Source organism: Stenotrophomonas sp. GQ19, assembly GCF_059758695.1.
On record NZ_JCAXES010000005.1, the window covers coordinates 226,941 to 244,693 of the forward strand.

At 68.9% G+C, this 17,753-nt stretch carries 13 protein-coding genes; 1 reads left to right on the forward strand and 12 read right to left on the reverse strand.

The genetic code is table 11. From position 1 onward, the window contains the following. Window positions 1-70: 70 nt before the first annotated feature. The 6 genes from uvrD to rpmB form a co-directional block, all read right to left on the reverse strand. Window positions 71-2,263, reverse strand: coding sequence for a DNA helicase II (gene uvrD / locus AC6CHL_RS12115; RefSeq protein ID WP_038685491.1), 2,193 nt, complete (start codon window positions 2,261-2,263; stop codon window positions 71-73). Between the two features lie 34 nt (window positions 2,264-2,297). After that, window positions 2,298-3,305 (reverse strand): subclass B3 metallo-beta-lactamase, encoded by a 1,008-nt coding sequence (gene bla, locus AC6CHL_RS12120; protein ID WP_498294535.1) that lies wholly within the window; start codon window positions 3,303-3,305, stop codon window positions 2,298-2,300. A 146-nt stretch (window positions 3,306-3,451) separates the two neighbouring features. Next, a complete protein-coding gene (locus AC6CHL_RS12125) occupies window positions 3,452-4,852 on the reverse strand; it encodes an FAD/NAD(P)-binding protein (RefSeq protein ID WP_498294574.1) in 1,401 nt (466 codons plus the stop codon). Between the two features lie 36 nt (window positions 4,853-4,888). Then, window positions 4,889-6,307 carry a cardiolipin synthase gene (gene cls / locus AC6CHL_RS12130; RefSeq protein WP_498294576.1) on the reverse strand — a complete coding sequence of 473 codons (1,419 nt, stop codon included), beginning with the start codon at window positions 6,305-6,307 and terminating at the stop codon, window positions 4,889-4,891. Window positions 6,308-6,960: 653 nt separating this feature from the next. Then, on the reverse strand, window positions 6,961-7,128 hold the full coding sequence (gene rpmG, locus AC6CHL_RS12135) for a 50S ribosomal protein L33 (protein ID WP_172407465.1): 168 nt from the start codon (window positions 7,126-7,128) through the stop codon (window positions 6,961-6,963). 10 nt (window positions 7,129-7,138) lie between these two features. Further along, a complete protein-coding gene (gene rpmB / locus AC6CHL_RS12140) occupies window positions 7,139-7,375 on the reverse strand; it encodes a 50S ribosomal protein L28 (RefSeq protein ID WP_019185625.1) in 237 nt (78 codons plus the stop codon). Between the two features lie 304 nt (window positions 7,376-7,679). On the opposite strand from rpmB, the gene AC6CHL_RS12145 reads away from it, so the two are divergent. Next, the gene (locus AC6CHL_RS12145; RefSeq protein ID WP_498294537.1) at window positions 7,680-8,939 is read left to right on the forward strand and encodes a glycosyltransferase; all 1,260 of its coding nucleotides are present in this window, start codon (window positions 7,680-7,682) and stop codon (window positions 8,937-8,939) included. Window positions 8,940-9,155: 216 nt separating this feature from the next. Here AC6CHL_RS12145 and AC6CHL_RS12150 read toward each other — a convergent pair whose 3' ends face one another. The 6 genes from AC6CHL_RS12150 to AC6CHL_RS12175 all read right to left on the reverse strand — a co-directional run bounded on the left by AC6CHL_RS12150 (window position 9,156) and on the right by AC6CHL_RS12175 (window position 17,626). Then, window positions 9,156-9,650 carry a YjaZ family protein gene (locus AC6CHL_RS12150; RefSeq protein ID WP_448134747.1) on the reverse strand — a complete coding sequence of 165 codons (495 nt, stop codon included), beginning with the start codon at window positions 9,648-9,650 and terminating at the stop codon, window positions 9,156-9,158. A gap of 184 nt (window positions 9,651-9,834) precedes the next feature. Next, complete coding sequence (locus AC6CHL_RS12155; RefSeq protein WP_498294539.1) at window positions 9,835-13,041, reverse strand: efflux RND transporter permease subunit; 3,207 nt, start codon at window positions 13,039-13,041, stop codon at window positions 9,835-9,837. Next, a complete protein-coding gene (locus AC6CHL_RS12160; RefSeq protein ID WP_498294541.1) occupies window positions 13,031-14,023 on the reverse strand; it encodes an efflux RND transporter periplasmic adaptor subunit in 993 nt (330 codons plus the stop codon). Before AC6CHL_RS12160 ends, AC6CHL_RS12155 begins: the two co-directional genes overlap by 11 nt. Next, complete coding sequence (locus AC6CHL_RS12165) at window positions 14,020-15,315, reverse strand: TolC family protein (RefSeq protein WP_038685479.1); 1,296 nt, start codon at window positions 15,313-15,315, stop codon at window positions 14,020-14,022. Before AC6CHL_RS12165 ends, AC6CHL_RS12160 begins: the two co-directional genes overlap by 4 nt. A 57-nt stretch (window positions 15,316-15,372) precedes the next feature. Beyond that, window positions 15,373-15,741: a DUF2946 family protein gene (locus tag AC6CHL_RS12170; protein WP_051598684.1), complete on the reverse strand. Its 369-nt coding sequence runs from the start codon at window positions 15,739-15,741 to the stop codon at window positions 15,373-15,375. A gap of 100 nt (window positions 15,742-15,841) precedes the next feature. Then, window positions 15,842-17,626 (reverse strand): DUF885 domain-containing protein, encoded by a 1,785-nt coding sequence (locus tag AC6CHL_RS12175; RefSeq protein WP_038685477.1) that lies wholly within the window; start codon window positions 17,624-17,626, stop codon window positions 15,842-15,844. Window positions 17,627-17,753 lie beyond the last annotated feature (127 nt).

Here is a 17,753-nt window from a genome sequence, read left to right on the forward strand (position 1 = left end):
CCGGCACTACCGCGGCAGGGCCAACAGCGCCGGCTACAAGACCCGGCGCGTCATCCGTGGCGCGCCGGGCTCAGAGCACGGTGAGGTTGGCGTAGGCCATCACCAGCCACTTGCTGCCGGCGTCGGCGAACTCCACCTGCACGCGCGCGTGCTGGCCGTTGCCCTCGTAGTCGGTGACCATGCCTTCGCCGAATTTCGGGTGGTTGACCAGCGCGCCCAGCTTCAGCGGCGGCGCCTCCAGCGCGGCGTGGCCCATCACCCGGTTGGCACCGAGCGAGGCGGTGCGCGAGACCTGCACCTTGGGCCGCACTTCGTTGAGCAGTTCCCGCGGGATCTCGCGCAGGAAGCGCGACGGCACGTTGTAGTTTTCCTGCCCGTGGATGCGCCGCGATTCGGCGTAGCTGAGCACCAGCTTCTGCCGCGCGCGGGTGATGCCCACGTACGCCAGGCGGCGCTCTTCCTCCAACCGCCCGCTTTCTTCCAGCGAGCGTGCGCTCGGGAACAGGCCATCTTCCATGCCGGCCAGGAACACGATCGGGAACTCCAGGCCCTTGGCCGAGTGCAGCGTCATCAGCTGCACGCCCTCCTCGCCCGCCTGGGCCTGGCCTTCGCCGGCCTCCAGCGAGGCGTAGGACAGGAACGCGACCAGTTCGCTCATGGTCTCGCCGGTCTCTTCGATGTCGTCCTCGCGGCGCACGAACCGCGAGGCCACCGACACCAGTTCGTCCAGGTTGTCCGCGCGCGATTCGGAATCCAGCGCGTTGCGGCTTTCCTTGGACCAGTGTTCGCGCAGGCCCGAACGCACCAGCACGTGGTCGATGCGCTCGGCCAGGGTCATCTCGCCGGCTTCGCCATGCAGCTGGTTGACCAGGGTGAGGAAGCCGGCCAGCGCGTTGCGTGCGCGCGCCGCCAGTTCATTGCCCTGGGTGGTGAGCATGGTGGCTTCCCACAGCGAAATCGCGTGGCTGCGCGCCAACCGCCGCACTTCATCCAGGGTCCGGTCGCCGATGCCACGCGTAGGCGTGTTCACCGCGCGCTCGAAGGCGGCGTCGTCGTTGCGGTTGGTCATCAGCCGCAGGTAGGCCAGCGCGTCCTTGATTTCGGCACGCTCGAAGAAGCGCATGCCGCCATATACGCGGTACGGCACCTGCTCGGAGATCAGGGCTTCTTCAAACGCGCGCGACTGCGCGTTGCTGCGGTAAAGCACCGCAGCATCGCCATAGCTGCCACCGTCGCGCACCCACTGGCGCGCGCGCTCGACCACATAGCGCGCCTCGTCCATTTCGTTGTAGGCCGCGTACAGGTCGATCGGGTCACCGTCGCCGCTGTCGGTCCACAGTTCCTTGCCGATGCGGTCGGGGTTGTGCGCGATCACCGCGTTGGCCGCGCCCAGGATGTTGGCGCTGGAGCGGTAGTTCTGCTCCAGGCGCACGGTCTGTGCGCCGGGGAAATCCTTCAGGAAGCGCTGGACGTTCTCGACCTTGGCGCCGCGCCAGCCGTAGATGGCCTGGTCATCGTCGCCGACCACGAACACGTGGCCGCTGTCGCCGGCCAGCACGCGCACGAAGGCGTACTGGATGGCGTTGGTATCCTGGAACTCGTCCACCAGGATTTCGCGGAAGCGCGAGCGGTAATGGGCCAGCAGCGCGGGGTTGTCGCGCAGCAGTTCATGCGCGCGCAGCAGCAGCTCGGCGAAGTCGACCAGGCCGGCGCGGTCGCAGCGTTCCTGGTAGGCGATGTACGCCTGGCGCATGGTTTCCAGCCACGCGTCGTGCGGCTCGGGCTGGATGTGCTGCGGGCGGCGGCCTTCATCCTTCTGCTCGTTGATCCACCACGCGATCTGCTTGGGCGGGTGCTTGCTGTCGTCGATCTCCAGCTGCTGCACCACGCGCTTGACCAGCCGCAGCTGGTCGTCCGAATCGAGCACCTGGAAGCTGTCGGGCAGCTTGGCGTCCTGGTAGTGCAGGCGCAGCAGGCGGTGGGCCAGTCCGTGGAAGGTGCCGATCCACGCGCCGCGGCTGCCCTGCGGCAGCTGCAGGTCGATGCGGTGGCGCATCTCGCCGGCGGCCTTGTTGGTGAAGGTCACCGCAAAAATGCCATGGGTGGGCACGCCGCAGACTTCATTCAGCCAGGCGATGCGGTGGATAAGTACGCGGGTCTTGCCGGAACCGGCACCGGCAAGCACCAGATGGTGGCCGGGCGGGGCGGACACAGCTTCGCGCTGGGCGGGGTTGAGCCCGTCGAGCAAGTGGGAGACATCCATCGGGCTATTTTACGCCCTCCGCGCCCTCCCTGCGTCAGGGTTTGCGGCCGGCGGCTTCGTCCTTCAGGCGGGCGTCCAGCTGGGCGCGTCCGTTCTGCGCGTAACGCTGGCAGGCCCCCGCCTCCACCAACGGCGGCGTGCCATCGCCCGCCAGGCGGGCGAACAGATCGCTGCCCAGCGGATGCGGCGTCACGTGGATGTCGCAGGGCAGCGCGGCAAGGGTGTCCAGGCCGCGGCGGAACGCGGCCACCATCTCCGGATGATCCAGGTAGCGGTACTGCGCATCGGAGATGGCGCTGACGCTGTCGGTGTAGGCGATGTCCAGGCAGCGTGCGCCCTCGCAGGAACGCCATGTCCAGCTGGTGCCACCGGGGGTGTGGCCTGGCGTGGCATGCGCGGTCAGCGCCAGCGGGCCAACGCGGACCACCTCGCCGTCGCCGATCACCGCAACGTCGGCCACCGGCGGGAAGGTCCCACCGGGTTCGAGGTACTGCGGGTCGCTGCGGTCGCTCCTGCCCTTGCGCAGCGTGGCTACCGCCGGTGCACGCGCCAGCAGCGGGGCACCGGTGGCCGCCTGCAGGTGGGCCAGGCCGGCGGCATGGTCGGAGTGTTCGTGCGAGTTCAGCAGGTACTTCACCGCGTGCGGATCGAAGCCCAGCGCGCGGATGTTGGCGGCGATCAGGGGACCGGCCGCCGCGGTGCCGCCATCGATCAGCACATGCCCCTGGTCGGAGGTCACCAGCACCGCCGACAGCCCGCAGGTGCCCACATACCACGTGTTGCCGAAGATGCGCCGTGGCGGGGCGCGATCGTTCCAGCCGTCCATGACGCTGGCACCGGCCGGGCAGGCCGGCATGTCATCGACTGCGCTGGTCGCAGGCGTTGCGGCGTTGGCCGGCGCGCCGGATGCGGGGGCATCGGCACTGTCCGCCGGCCGGCAGGCGGCCAGCAGCATGCCCATACCCAGTACGGCGAATACGCGGCGCATCACGGCCGGGGTAACGGGTCCGCGCAGGGCGGTCGGGGCGGAGGTGGGCGTCATGCGCATTCCCGGTCTGAAAGGCAGCAGCCTAGAGCGGTCTGCGCGCCGTCACCAATGCGAAGATCGAGACAGAGGCATGAGCCCTTTGAATACCTCGCGTCAGCCGGTACCGCGAGGTGTCGCAGCTGGCCCACCTACGCAGGGCGTCAGCCCAGCGCGCGCGCCGCGGCCTGCTGCGCCTGCACCCGCAGCTCCGGAATGGCCAGGCTTTCCCACAGCGTGCCGATGCGCAGGCTGCCCACCACCTGCACGCCCGGATGCGGCTGGCCGTTGGCCGCGAGCAGTTCGGCATGCGCCACCGAGGTATCCAGCCCCAGGCCGTGCGGGCCTGGCCGGGCGTGACCGTCGGCCAGCAACTGCTGCACCAGCGGGTTGCGCATGGCGGTGGCGCGGGTTTCCACGCCGGTGGCATTGATCAGCGCGCCCACGCGCAACGGCGGCAGGCCACCGCCGGCGCCGTGCGCATGCACCTGCAGAGTGCCGTCGAGCACCAGCACGGTATCGAGCCGGGCGCGGTGGCGCTGCAGCTGGCCCGACTGTTCCAGCGCAGCCAATTGCGCCTCGACACTCTCGGCGATGCGATGGCGGTGCACGTCCCAGTACCGCACCACGTGGCGCAGGAAGCGGCGCTGGTCGGCGGCCTCCAGACCCCGCCACAGTGCCTGGCCCAGCGGGCGGATGCGATCCATCACGCTCTGCCACGGCAGGCCCTGCGCGACGGCGTCACGGGCGTGGCCGCGCAGCGTGTGCAGCGCCTGCCGCACTGGCAGACCCGGCAGCGCTTGCGGATCGAAACCAGCCGCGCCGCCGTGCGCGTGCGGCAGCGGCAGCAGTGCATGCCGCGACAGCACGTGGATGCGCCCGCGGTGCCCCGCATTGGCCAGCGCCACCACGCTGTCGGCCATGCTCAGGCCCGAGCCGATGATGGCCAGGTCGCCGTCGCCGGCCAGCAGCCGCACGCCGTCGTAGTCCCACGCATCGACCACCTTGCCCGGGGGCAGCGCGTCGGCGCCGGTGACCGGCAGCGGGCGCATGCTGTTGCCGCAGGCCAGCACCACCTGGCGTGCCTGCCAGGTGTCGCCACCGGCCAGCGTCAGCTGCTGCGTGGCGGTGCCGGGCTGCAACGCGGTAACCGCGTCATGCACCACGTTGAACTGTGCGGGGCTGCTGGCCTGCGCCTGCTCCAGGCGTGCCTGCAGGTAGGCGGCGTAGCAGCGGCGCGGGGCGTATTCGGCGGCTACCGCGTCGCGCGGCAGGCCGAGGAACGCGTCCACCTGCAGCAGGTAGTCCAGGAAATCATCGGGCGCATCGGGCAACGCGCTCATCTTGCCGGCCGGCACGTTGAGCAGGTGCTCGGGCCACGGCGTGGCGTAGGCGATGCCCTGGGCCAGCGCCGAGGCCGGCTCGAACACGGTGACATGCAGCGCAGCGGTGGCCGTGCGCAGCGCATGCAGCGCCACCAGCACGCCCGCCGCACCGCCGCCGACGATGGCCAGGTCACACTGGCGAGGGATTTGGGTTGCCGTCATGCCCCGATTGTAGGCGATGCGCGCGGTGGCCCCGTGTGGGCCATCGCCGCAGCGCTACATCAGTGCATCGGCCAGCCGCGCGATGCCTTCGCGGCTGCGCCGCCAGGTCGGGCGCTTGCGCCAGCTTTTCAGCTCCAGCTGGCGCGACTGCAACAGGTAGTCGTTCTCGATATGCAGCAGCTGGGCGACGATGCCGCGGTCATAGCAGAGCATGCCGATTTCCGCGTTGAGCGCGAACGAGCGGATGTCCAGGTTGATCGAGCCGACCAACGCGATGTCCTCGTCCACGGTGAGGTGCTTGGCGTGCAGGAAGCAGGGTTCGTACAGCGCGATGCGCACGCCGCTGCGCAGCAGTTCGTCGTAGTAGGCCTCCTGCGCCCAGGCGGTGAGTCGCTGGTTGCTGCTGGCCGACAGGATCAGCTGCACCTGCACACCCGACAGCGCGGCGATGCGCAGTGCGCTGAGGGTGGCCTCGTCGGGCACGAAGTACGGGGTGACCAGCACGATGCGGCGACGCGCCAGATGGATCAGCGCGTTGACCGCATCGCGTGCGTTGCTGAAGGGATACGCCGGGCCGCTGGGCAGCAGCTGGGTGGCCACGTCGGCCGAGCACACCGGCACGGCGGTGAGCACATCCAGGCGCTGCCCGGTTTCCATGTACCAGTCGCTGGCGAACACCGCTTCCAGATGCGCCACGCCCGGGCCGCGTACGCGCGCTACCAGTTCCCTGTTGGGAAAGCCCGGCACGAACTCGGGCTGCGCCAGGTTCTGCGAACCGATGTAGCCCACCCGGTTGTCGATCACCGCGATCTTGCGGTGGTTGCGCAGGTCCATGCGCCCGCTGCGGCGCCAGCGCAGGCCGCCGGGCAGCATCGCGCGGACGTCCACGCCCAGCGCCTGCAGCCGGTGCCGGTAATGGCGCAGCCCGCGCTTGGCGCCCACCGCATCCAGCAGCAGGCGGCAATGCACGCCGCGCGCGGCGGCACGCTGCAACGCCTGCACGATGGCCTCGCCCACCGCGTCGTCGAACATCAGGTAGTACAGCAGGTGCACGCGCTCACGCGCCTGGTCGATGTCGGCGATCAGCGCCTGCAGCGAGGCGTCGTAGTCCACCAGCAGTTCCACGGCGTTGCCATGGATGGGCATGAAGTCGCCCTGGCGTTCGATCAACGGCACGATCTCGGCCATGGCGGTGTCGGGCTCCGGCGTCCAGCGCAGCGGCGGCTGCAACGCCTGTTCCTCGCGGATCACCTGCGAGGCTTCGGCCTGGCGCTGCACGCGCTGGCGCGACAGCCACGGGTGGCCGAACAGCAGGTACAGCGGCAAGCCGAGCAGCGGCACGAAGCCGACCAGCAGCAGCCAGCTGCGCGCGGCACCGGGCGTGGTGCGGCTGGGAATCCACAACAGCGCGGCCAGCCGGATCAACCAATCCAGCATCAACAACCACGAACCCAGCAGCCACTCGAACAGCATCGCGTCGCCCGTCGGGAGGTAGGCCGGCATTCTGACATGGCCGGTGCATGCACCCGGTGGTGCCGGCCGCCGGCCGGCTCCTCGTCACTTCGTCAGGAGGCCCATCGCGCCCGGCATCGAAAAAGATGTTTCTCCCGATGGCGGGGAGCGCCTTGTTTCGAGGGACGTAGCAGATTGCGTAGGGCGCTATGCGCGTGGAAGGGTGTGCAGGCGCCCGTTTGGATCGGGTGGCGTCTCCGATCGGGTCTGTCGCGCGCGTGAGGGCCCCGTAGCGGCCGGTAGGCCCCTGGCGCAAATGTCCCCCGGCCGCGTGGCGGCCTCCTCCTTTATTTTGCCCAGGGGCCTACCGGCCGCTACGGGGCTCGGCTTGCGGCAAGCGGGGGAAGCCAGGCTTTTCTGGCACTGTCGGTGGGTCGGGCGCTGGGACCCCATACCCTTGGAGGCGAAATAAAGGGGGAGGCGGCGGCCGCAGGCCGACGCCGGAGGACATTCGCCGGAAAGGGTATGGGGGCCCAGCGCCCGATCCACCGACGGCCGCGCCTGAAAAGGTTCACCGCACGGTTCGTGCTCGCCAAGCGGACGAGAGAAAGAACAAAAAAAAACCCGCCACGAGGGCGGGTTTTTTCTTGGGGAAGCTCAAGCATCCTTGCGGATTACTTGATCTTGCCTTCCTTGTACAGGACGTGCTTGCGCACGACCGGATCGTACTTCAGGAATTCCATCTTCCCGGGGGTGTTCTTCTTGTTCTTGTCCGTCGTGTAGAAGTGGCCAGTGTTGGCCGTCGAAATCAGACGGATCTTATCGCGCTTGCCTGCCATGATCGTTTACTCCTCAGACCTTTTCGCCGCGCGAACGCAGCTCAGCCAGAACGGAGTCGATACCGTTCTTGTCGATGGTGCGCAGGGCATGCGCGGAAACACGAAGCTTGACCCAGCGGTTTTCGCTGGCAACCCAGAAGCGGCGCTCGTGCAGGTTGGGCAGGAAACGACGACGGGTCTTGTTGTTGGCGTGCGAGACGTTGTTACCCGTCTGCACTCGCTTGCCGGAAACTTGGCATACGCGGGACATTGCGCACCTCGATGAAAGTAGTTGTCAGCCCATAGCCCGGGCGACGGCGGCCTCGACGGTTTCCCGCCACACGTCATGAGAATCAAAGGGTTACGCTGTCGAGGGCAGACCGGATGACGTGTTCCCGGCCGCCGATCCAAAGATTTCTGGACACAGCGAGCCGCGCATTATGCCGCAGGCCGTGGGCTGGCGCAAGTTGTCCACAGGGCCATGGCGCCCCCCGGTGCCGGGCCGATCCGCGATGTTCGCATGGCCACCCGAGGGGGACGGCGATACTGGCCGCCCTTTTCCCCTGGACCCCTCGATGCGGCTGCTGGCACTTACCTACGGCACCGAAGGCGACACCCGCCCGCTGGTCATGCTCTGCCACGGCCTGATGGCCGCCGGACACGAGGTGATGCTGCTGGCCGAGGGCGGCACCCTGGGCAGCGCGCGCGCCTTGGGCGTGCCGCACGCCGCGCTGGAGGGCGACATCCACGACGAGGTGGTGGCGCTGGTGTCGCGCGGCAACAACACGCTGGCCGCCTCGCGCGGACTGGCCCGGATGGCGCGCCGGCACGTGCCGGCGTGGACCCGGCAGGCCGATGCGGCCGCCGCCGGGTGCGATGCGGTGCTGACCGGTGGGTTGGCCGCCTTCGTGGGCATGACCGTGGCCGAGCGGCATGGCCTGCCCGCGATCGGGCTGGGCATGATCCCGCTGACGCCCACCGCCGCCTTCCCGTCCCCATTCCTGCCCCGGCTGCCGCTGCCCGGTGCGCTGAACCGGCTCAGCTACGGGCTGGTCAACCAGGCGGTCTGGCGCACCTTCCGGCAGCCGATCAACCAGGCCCGGCACGCACTGGGCATGCCACAGCGACGCAGCCTCTGGCGCGATCTGCCGATGCTCTACGGCATCTCGCCCAGCCTGCTGCCGCAACCGGCGGACTGGCCCGCCAACCATCGCATCTGCGGCCAGTGGCGCCTGCCGGACAGCCCGTGGCAACCGCCACCGGACCTGCAGGCCTTCCTCGATGCCGGCCCCGCCCCGGTGTACCTGGGCTTTGGCAGCATGACCGGCTTTGATCGCGACCGCGTGCTGTCGGCGCTGCTGGACGCACTGGCGCCCCGCCGCGTGCTGCTGTTCCCCGGCTGGGCGGGGCTGCCCAGCACCCCCCTGCCCGCCCACGTGTTCGTGGTCGGGCCAACCCCGCACGAGGCGCTGTTCCCGCGCTGCGCGCTGGTGATCCACCACGGCGGCAGCGGCACCACGCATTCGGCCTGCCGGGCCGGGGTGCCATCGCTGGTGATGCCATTCGCGGCCGACCAGTTTTTCTGGGCGGCGCGCTTGCAGGCGTTGGGCGTGGCGCCGGCGGCGTTGTCGCCGAAGCGGTTGGATGCAAGGACGCTGGCGAAAGCGTTGGCGTTCGTTGAAGCCCCCGGCACCCGGGCCCGGGCGGTCACACTGGGAGAGGCGATGGCCGAGGAATGCGGCGTAGATGAGGCCATCACGCGGCTCGAACAATGGCTGATCCGGCGCCAGCACAAGGCTGGCAGTGATCACAAAACCCTGCCCTGGGAACATTAACCAAGACGTTCGGGTGGTTTTACACGCCGTCGGCCACATGGCATGATTCCCTTCAAGCGCTGCTGATCGGGACCTGGCAACAGGAAAGTAGTGCTGCGAAGACCGGCGTGGCCCGGACTTTCCTCAGCCTTTGGCGGGATAGGCGCAAGCCGACGCGATACACAAGCACCGAGAACGAAATCTGAAAGCGCCCCAGAGATGGGGCGCTTTTTTCGTTCAGGGCCTGGAGATTCCAAGCTTGCTGGCGAGCACCTTGGTGACGCGAAACACGCCATGTCCGTGTGGCAGGACTTGGCCGTGCCAATTGCGGTTGTAGGCACTGGCAACCCAGATGTGGGCGCGGTTGGGTTCTGCTCGCCGCGTTATACGGGTCCAGATGATGTCACCGTGGCCCATGTCGGTGCAGAAGTACTGCTCACGTGCCTCACCACGAACCTGACGCACCTGCCGACGGACGGATGCGTCGAAGAACGCACCGCGCATGAAATGCGCCACATCGTGACTCAACTGGTAGCGATCCAGACAAAAGTAGCGTTCTTCGGTGTGATGTGGAAATCGCGGCCCCCTGCCTTTTTGATCGGTGAATAGATGAAAGCTGAACATCACGTCCACCTCGACGATCGAACCGTGCACAACAATCGAAAGCGTAAATGGATCGAGATGTGAGAGGTCATATACCCGCGTGCCGACCGTGAACTTCCCGTATGACACCTGGTGCACTCCATGCGCAGCTCTTCCTGGACGGCATTGATGATAGCGGCGCGGATCAGCACACAAGTGCGCTCGACGTCGCATCGTGGTGCATCCTGCTGACGTCATGCCTGCCCGTCAGTGCGCGACAGGCATGACGTTGCATGCCTGCCGCAGGGTGCATCACCCGACCAACGATCGGGTGCTACCGGGGGAGCGGTGTCGCATCGTCTTTGCGGTGCAACCACCGATACAACACCGGCAGCACCAGCAACGTCAGCAGCGTGGACGACACGATGCCGCCGATCACCACCGTGGCCAGCGGGCGTTGCACTTCCGAACCGGCGCCCACGTTGAAGGCCATCGGCACGAAGCCCAACGAGGCCACCAGTGCGGTCATCAGCACCGGGCGCAGCCGCCCCAATGCGCCGTCGCGCACGGCATCGGCCAGCGGCAAACCGCCCTCGCGCAGGCTGCGCACGAAGCTGATCATCACCAGCCCGTTGAGCACGGCCACGCCGGACAACGCGATGAAGCCGACACCGGCCGAGATCGACAGCGGAATGCCGCGCGCGGCCAGCGCCAGCACGCCGCCGGTCAACGCCAGCGGCACGCCGCTGAACACGATCGCCGCGTCCTTGACCGACCCGAATGCCCAGAACAGCAGCGCGAAGATGATCGCCAGCGTCACCGGCACCACGATGGACAGGCGCTGGCTGGCCGAAATCAGCTGTTCGAAGCTGCCGCCGTACTCGATCCAGTACCCGTTGGGCACCTGCACGTCGCGCCCGATGGCCTGCTGCAGGTCGGTTACGAAACTGCCGAGGTCGCGGTCACGCACGTTGGCGGTGACCACGATGCGGCGCTTGCCGTTTTCGCGGTTGATCTGGTTCGGCCCCTCGCTGTTGCCCAGCGTGGCCAGCTCGCGCAGCGGCACGGTGCGGGCGCTGCCGCTGGTCCAGCTGCCAGCGCGGCTGGACTCGTCGGCATCATCGCCGGCCAGTGCCGGGGCCAGCGACACCGGCAGGTCGGCCAGTGCGGCCGGGTCCTGGCGCAGCGCTTCGGGCAGGCGCACCACGATGTCGAAGCGGCGGTCGCCTTCGAACAGCTGCCCGGCCACCTGCCCGCCCACCGCGGTAGCCACGGTGGACTGCACCTGGCCGGGATTGAGCCCGTAACCGGCCAGCGCGGTGCGGTTGGGGGTGATGGTCAGCAACGGCAACCCGCTGGTTTCCTCCACGCGCACGTCGGCCGCACCCTGCACGGTGCCCGCCACGCTGGCGATGCGCTTGCCCACGCTCAGCAGCGTGTCCAGGTCATCACCGAACAGCATCACCGCCACGTCCGCCCGCACGCCGGAAATCAGCTCGTTGGTGCGCATCTGGATCGGCTGGGTGAACTCGTAGTTGTTGCCCGGCAACTGTTCCACCGCCGCTTCCAGCTCACCCAGCAACGCCGCCCGTGACTTGCGCGGGTCCGGCCAGTCCTTGCGCGGTTTCATCATGATGAAGGTGTCGGCCACCGACGGCGGCATCGGGTCGGACGCCACTTCCGGCGTACCGATCTTGGAGAACACCTTGTCGACCTCGGCGAACTGCACCAGCCGTTTTTCGATCTGCAGCTGCATCTGGATCGACTGGGTCAGGCTGGTGCCGGGGATGCGCATGGCATGCATGGCCACGTCGCCCTCGTCCAGGTTGGGCACGAATTCGCTGCCCAGGCGCGTGGCCAGCAGGCCGCAGCCCACCACCAGCACCAGCGCGCCGCCCACCATCCAGCGCCCGCGCCGCAGCGAGAAGGCCAACAGCGGCTCATAGCGCCGGCGCACCCACGCCATCAGCCGGTTTTCCTTTTCCTGCACGCGGCCGCCTAGGAACAACGCGATGGCCGCCGGCACGAAGGTCAGCGCCAGCAGCATCGCACCGGTCAGCGCCAGCACCACGGTGATCGCCATCGGATGGAACATTTTTCCTTCCACACCAGACAGCGCGAAGATCGGCAGGTACACCGCAGTGATGATGCCCAGCCCGAACAGGCTGGGGCGGATCACCTCGGCGGTGGCGCTGGCGGTTTCGGCGAAGCGTTCGGCGGCGGTCATGTCGCGGCCGAGTGTGTGCTGGCGTTCGCCGAAACGGCGCAGGCAGTTCTCGATGATGATCACCGCACCGTCGACGATCAGGCCGAAATCGAGCGCGCCCAGGCTCATCAGGTTGGCCGACACCCCACCGCGTGCCATGCCGGTCAGGGTGAACAGCATCGCCAGCGGAATCACCGCGGCGGTGATCAGCGCCGCGCGGAAATTGCCGAGCAGCGCGAACAGCACCACGATCACCAGCAGCGCACCTTCAATCAGGTTCTTGGCCACGGTGTCGATGGTGCGGTCCACCAGCGCGGTGCGGTCGTAGCTGGCGGTCACGGTGACGCCTTCGGGCAGGCTGGCCTGCGCCTGCTGCAGCCGTGCGGCGGCGGCCTGGGCCACGTCGCGGCTGTTGGCGCCGATCAGCATCACCACCGTGCCCATCACCACTTCGTGGCCGTTCTGGGTGGCCGCGCCACTGCGCAGCTCCGGGCCGTCCTGCACCTGCGCCACGTCGTGCACGTGGATCGGCACGCCTTCGCGCCGGGCCAGCACGATGTTGCCGATCTCCTCCAGGTTGGCCACCTGGCCCGGAATGCGCACCAGGAACTGCTGGCCGTTGCGCTCGATGTAGCCGGCGCCCACGTTCTGGTTGTTGGCTTCCACCGCCTGCGCCACGTCCTCCAGGGTGAAGCCCAGCGCGCGCAGGCGTGCCGGGTCCGGGGTGATGTGCACCTGGCGCTGGAAGCCGCCGATGGTGTTGACCTCGGTCACCCCCGGCACGTTGCGCAGCTGCGGGCGGATCACCCAGTCCTGCAGGGTGCGCAGGTCGGTGGCGGTGTACGCGCTGCCATCGGGTTTGCGCGCCTTCGGATCGGCGTCGATGGTGTACATGAAGATCTCACCGAGGCCGGTGGAGATCGGGCCCAGCTGCGGGTCCAGCCCCTCGGGGATCTGCGACTTCACCTGCTGCAGGCGTTCGGCCACCTGCTGGCGGGCGAAGTAGATGTCGGTGCCGTCTTCAAACACCACCGTGACCTGCGACAACCCGTAGCGCGACAGCGAGCGTGCCTGTTCCATGCGCGGCAGGCCGGCCATCACCGTTTCCACCGGGTAGGTGATGCGTTGTTCGGTTTCCAGCGGCGAGTAGCCGGGGGCCGCGGTGTTGATCTGCACCTGGACGTTGGTGATGTCCGGGGTGGCGTCGATGGGCAGCTTGGTGAAGCTCCAGATGCCAACCGCCACCAGCACCAGGGTCAGGCTCATCATCAGCCAGCGGTGGGCGATGGACGCACCGATGATGCGTTCCAGCACACCGGCGCGTTCAATGCTCATGCGACGCCCCCGCCTTGCCGATGTCGGCCTTCACCACGTAGCTCTGCTCGACCACGACCTGTTCGCCGGGCGTTACCCCGTCCAGCACTTCGACCTTGCCCGCATCGCGCGCGCCCAGGCGCACCGGGCGCGCGGTGTAGGTGTCGCCGGTGCGCACGAACACCACGTCCTTGCCGTCCATGCTCTGCAGCGCACTCAGCGGCACCACCTGCGCGGCCGGTTGGGTGGCCACCACGATACGTGCCTTCACCGCCGCACCGGGCCGCCACAGGCCATCGTCATTGCGCAGCGTGGCGCGGGCCACGGTGCTCTGGCTGGCAGTGGCGGTGCCGGGCAGCACGCGTTCGAGCGTGGTGGTCTGGCTGACCCCATCGGTCATGCGCGCCACCGTGACCGGTACGCCGGCGGTGATGTGCTGGGTGTCGTTGCCGAAGATATGCAGGTCCACCCACAACGTGGACAGGTCGCCGATCTCGAACAACGGCGTGCCCTCGCCCGCCACGCCGCCTACCTGGGCCTGGCGCGCCAGCACCACGCCACTGATCGGCGCGCTGACGGTGTAGGTGGTGAGGCTGAGATTGCTTTCAATGCTGGCCAGCACCTGGCCAGCCGCGACGCGGTCGCCGACGTTGGCGCGCAGCGAGCGGATCGGCCCGGGGAAGCGCGCCATCACCTGCGCCACGCGGCCATCGACGGGGGTCAGCAGGCCCTGCACGTCGTGCTCGTCGGCGATGGTGCCCGCTGCGACCGGGGCGACGCGGATGCCGGCCTGTTCGGCCATCGCAGCGGTGATGGTGGTGGTTTCCGGCGCGCTTTCGTCATGCGCGTCCTCGTCGTGCGCCGCCTCGTCGCTGTGCCCGGCCTCGCCGTGGCCCGGATCGGCCGCGGCCGGGGTGCCGGCCTCCTTCGCGCAGCCGGCCAGGGCCAGCAGGGTGAGCAGCAGGCCGGCGGTGAGCGCGGTGCGGGGGAAGAAAGTGGTCATCGGCGGTCCTCCGTGGACACGGCGGCAGTGGCGGGGGTGTCGCCGGCGGCGAGCATGCTCTGCCCGGTGAGACGCTGGATTTCGATCAGTGCGGTCTGCGCGGCGATGGCCGCGTCCAGCTGGCGCTGGCGGGCCTCGATGCGCATGGCCTGCAGCTGCGCCCACTCCATGTAGCTGATGGCACCGGCGCGCCAGGCCTTCTCGGCGGCGTTCTCGGCACGCGTGAGCTGCGGCAGCACGTCGCGCGCCATGCGCGTGACCTCCAGCCGCGAGGTCAGGTAGCGGCCATGGGCTTCGGCCAGGGTGGCGTAAAGCTGCAGCGCGCGCGCATCCCGTTCCACCGCGTTGAGCGCCAGTTCGGCTTCGGCGGCGCGGATCTCCGGCGCGGCGCGGGCCACGCTGCCCAGCGGCACGCTGAAGCCGGCCACGAAGGCGCTGTCACGGCTCTCACGGTTGTTGCGAACGCCCACCTGCCAGCTGACATCCGGCCGCGCGGCAGTGCGGGCCAGCTGCACCTGCGCCTCGCGGATGCGGCGCTCGCCGGCCAGCATGGCCAGCTCGGGGGTGCGCTGCAGTGTGTCGGCCAGCACGGCGAAGTCCTGCAGCGCCGGCAGCTGCATCGGGTCGCCGGTGACGACGTCGAAGCCGGGCTCGCGCTGCCGCCACATCGCCGACAACGCGGCGCGCGCGGACTGGTCGGCCTGGGTGGCGCGGTCGCGGTCCAGCTCGGCCTGGGCCAGCATTGCCTGGGCGGTCAGCAGCACCGATTCGGGCGACGCGCCGGCCTGCAGCCGCAGGCGCGCGGCCGCCACCGCGCGCTTGCGCTGCTCGATGTCGGTGCGGGCGATGGCCAGCCGCTGGCGGGCGTCGGTGACAGCGAGATAGCGGCGTGCCACCTCGGCCATCAGGTCCAGCCGGGCGGTTTCGCGCTGGGGAGCCAGGCTGTCCAGGTTGGCCTGGGCCACGGCACGGCGGGCGTCCAGCTTGCCGCCGCGTTCGAGCATGCCGGCCAGGGTGACGGTCAGCTCGGCGCTGCGCAGGCCGCTGGCATCGCCGCTACCCAGCACGTTCTCAAGGTCCACACCCACGGTCAGTGGCGGGCGCAGCCCGGCCGCGTCACGGCGCGCTTCCCAGATCGGGCGTTGCGCCTCGGCCAGGCGAAGGTCGGGGTGGTACTGGGCGACGCGCGCGATGGCGTCGTCGAGGGTCAACGGGTCAGGCGTTTTCGTGCCCTGCGCATACACGCACGGCACGAACGCGAGGACAGCCAAGGCTGCCAGGCGCATCCACATGGGGGAATCTCCAGATAACGGTTCAGATGGACAACGGCGGCGCGGGGCCGCGTGACATCAGGACGCTATCGGGGGGCGCAGCAGGCTTTCGGGCGGCTGGGTGCGCAACTGCGCGACCAACCCGGCCGGCACGCTGTGCGCCGGCGCGGCGGGCAGGATCCACGGCAGTGACGCCATCGGCAGCACGCCGCCGTGGCCGTGGCAGTGGCCGCAATGCACCAGCGCGTGCAGCAGGTCGCCGTCGGCCGGATCGGGTTCGGCATCGCCCGGCAGCGCGGTGTCGGCCGGGGCCGCGTCGCTGTGCAGGCTGATATGGATGTCGGCCAGTGCCGACGCCGTGGCCGTGCCGAACACGCCCAGGCCCACCGCCACCAGCATCAGCAGGCGCAGCAGCAGGGACGGACGGGGGCGGGCGTGGCGGAACATGCCGGCAGGGTAGCGGGCGGCTTGCCCGTTACACAATCGCAGCGCGGCGCGATGGTTCACGTTGACGAGATCGGCCGCGTGACGGCCGATCCCGTAAGGGTCAGCTGGCGGCCTTGCGCTGGGCGATATAGGCCTGGATCTGCTGCTCCAGTACCGGCAGCGGCACCGAGCCCTGCTTGAGCACGGCATCGTGGAAGGACTTCACGTCGAACCGGTCACCCAGCTCCTGCTCGGCCTGCGCGCGCAGGCGCACGATGGCGATCTCGCCCAGCTTGTAGCTCAGCGCCTGGCCCGGCCAGGAGATGTAGCGGTCCACTTCGGTGGTCACTTCATGCTCGCTCAGCGCGGTGTGGTCGCGGAGGTAGGCGATAGCCTGCTCGCGGGTCCAGCCCTTGTGGTGCACGCCGGTGTCGATCACCAGGCGCGCGGCACGCCACATTTCGTAGGTCAGGCGGCCGAAGTCCTCGTAGGGGGTCTCGTAGATGCCCATTTCCACGCCGAGCTTTTCGCAGTACAGGCCCCAGCCTTCGCCATAGGCGGAGATGTAGGCGTTGCGGCGGAACTCGGGCTGCTCGCCCTGCTCGGCCGCCAGTGCACCCTGCAGCGCATGGCCGGGGTCGGATTCGTGCAGGGTCAGGGCCGGCAGGTTGTACAGCGGGCGGGCCGGCAGGTTGTAGGTGTTGAGCCAGTAGGTGCCCATGCCGCCGCGACCGGCGGTCCAGAACGGGGCGATGTCCGGCGGCACCGGCACGATGGTGAAGCGTGCGCGCGGCAGGGTCATGTACTTGCCGATCACCCCGTCCACGCGCTTGGAGATCCACGCGGCGCGGTGCAGCAGTTCGTCGGGGGTCTTGGCGTAGAACTGCGGATCGGTGCGCAGGAAGGTCAGGAACTGCGCGAAGCTGCCCTTGAATTCCACCTGCTTGATGATGCCGTTCATTTCCGTCTGGATGCGCGCCACTTCCTTCAGGCCGATCTCGTGGATCTGCTGCGGGGTGAGGTCCAGCGTGGTGTATTCGTGGATCTGCTGCTTGTAGTACGCCTTGCCGTCGGGCATCGCTTCGGCGGCCAGGGTGGTGCGCGCCTGCGGCACGTACTCGCTGACGAAGAAGGTACGCAGCTTGGCGAACGCCGGCACCACGCTGCCACCGATGGCCTGCCGCGCCTGTTCCTGCAGCTGCGCCTGCTCGGCCGCGGGGATGCTGGCGGGCAGCTTCTTGAAGGGCGCGTACAGCGGCGAGGCGGTCGGGTCCTTCAGTTCGGACACGGTGGCGATGGACACTTCGCGCCCGTCCAGCACCGCGCGCGGCACGCTGAAGCCGCGCTTGAGCCCGGCCCGCATGTTGTCGGTCTGCTGGTCGAAGTAGCGCGGCACGTCGTTGAGGCGGGCGATGTAGTTGCGGTAGTCCTTGGCGGTCTTCATCTCGCGGCGCGCCATGAAGGACAGGTTGGACCAGAACGAGGAGTCGGCGTTGAACGGCATTTCATAGCCGCGCAGGCGCACCTCGGCGGCCAGGTTGAAGACCTGGTCGCGGTAGATGGCGAAGTTGATCTGGTTGTCGGCCGAGAGCGCCTTCGGGTCGATCCTGCCGAGCTTGGCCAGCACCTCGTCCCAGACCTTCAGCCGGGCCTGCTGGGCCGCCGCGCCCACGTCGGGCATGCGGGTGGCGTTGGCCGGGCCGTCGCCGTCCTCGCTGGCTTCACCACCGCCGTCCTGGCGCCACTTCCATTCGGTTTCGTAGATGCTGCGGAACTGCGCATCGGCGGGGCTTTCCGCCGCCAGGCTGGCCGGTGCGGCCGCCGGTGCAGCGGGCGGGGCGGCCAGAACGGCGCCGGCAGGAAGGGCCAGGGCGAGCAGCAGCGCGGTGACGAGGGGCGATTTCACGATCAGCGGTTCCCGGTGGACGGCAAACCCCGATCATGGCACCCGGCGAAGGCCCCGCGCATGGATCAAAGGTCCTGCCCGCTTCGCGGGGCAGGACCGGGGCGCGCGGTAGCCACCGACCGGGAAT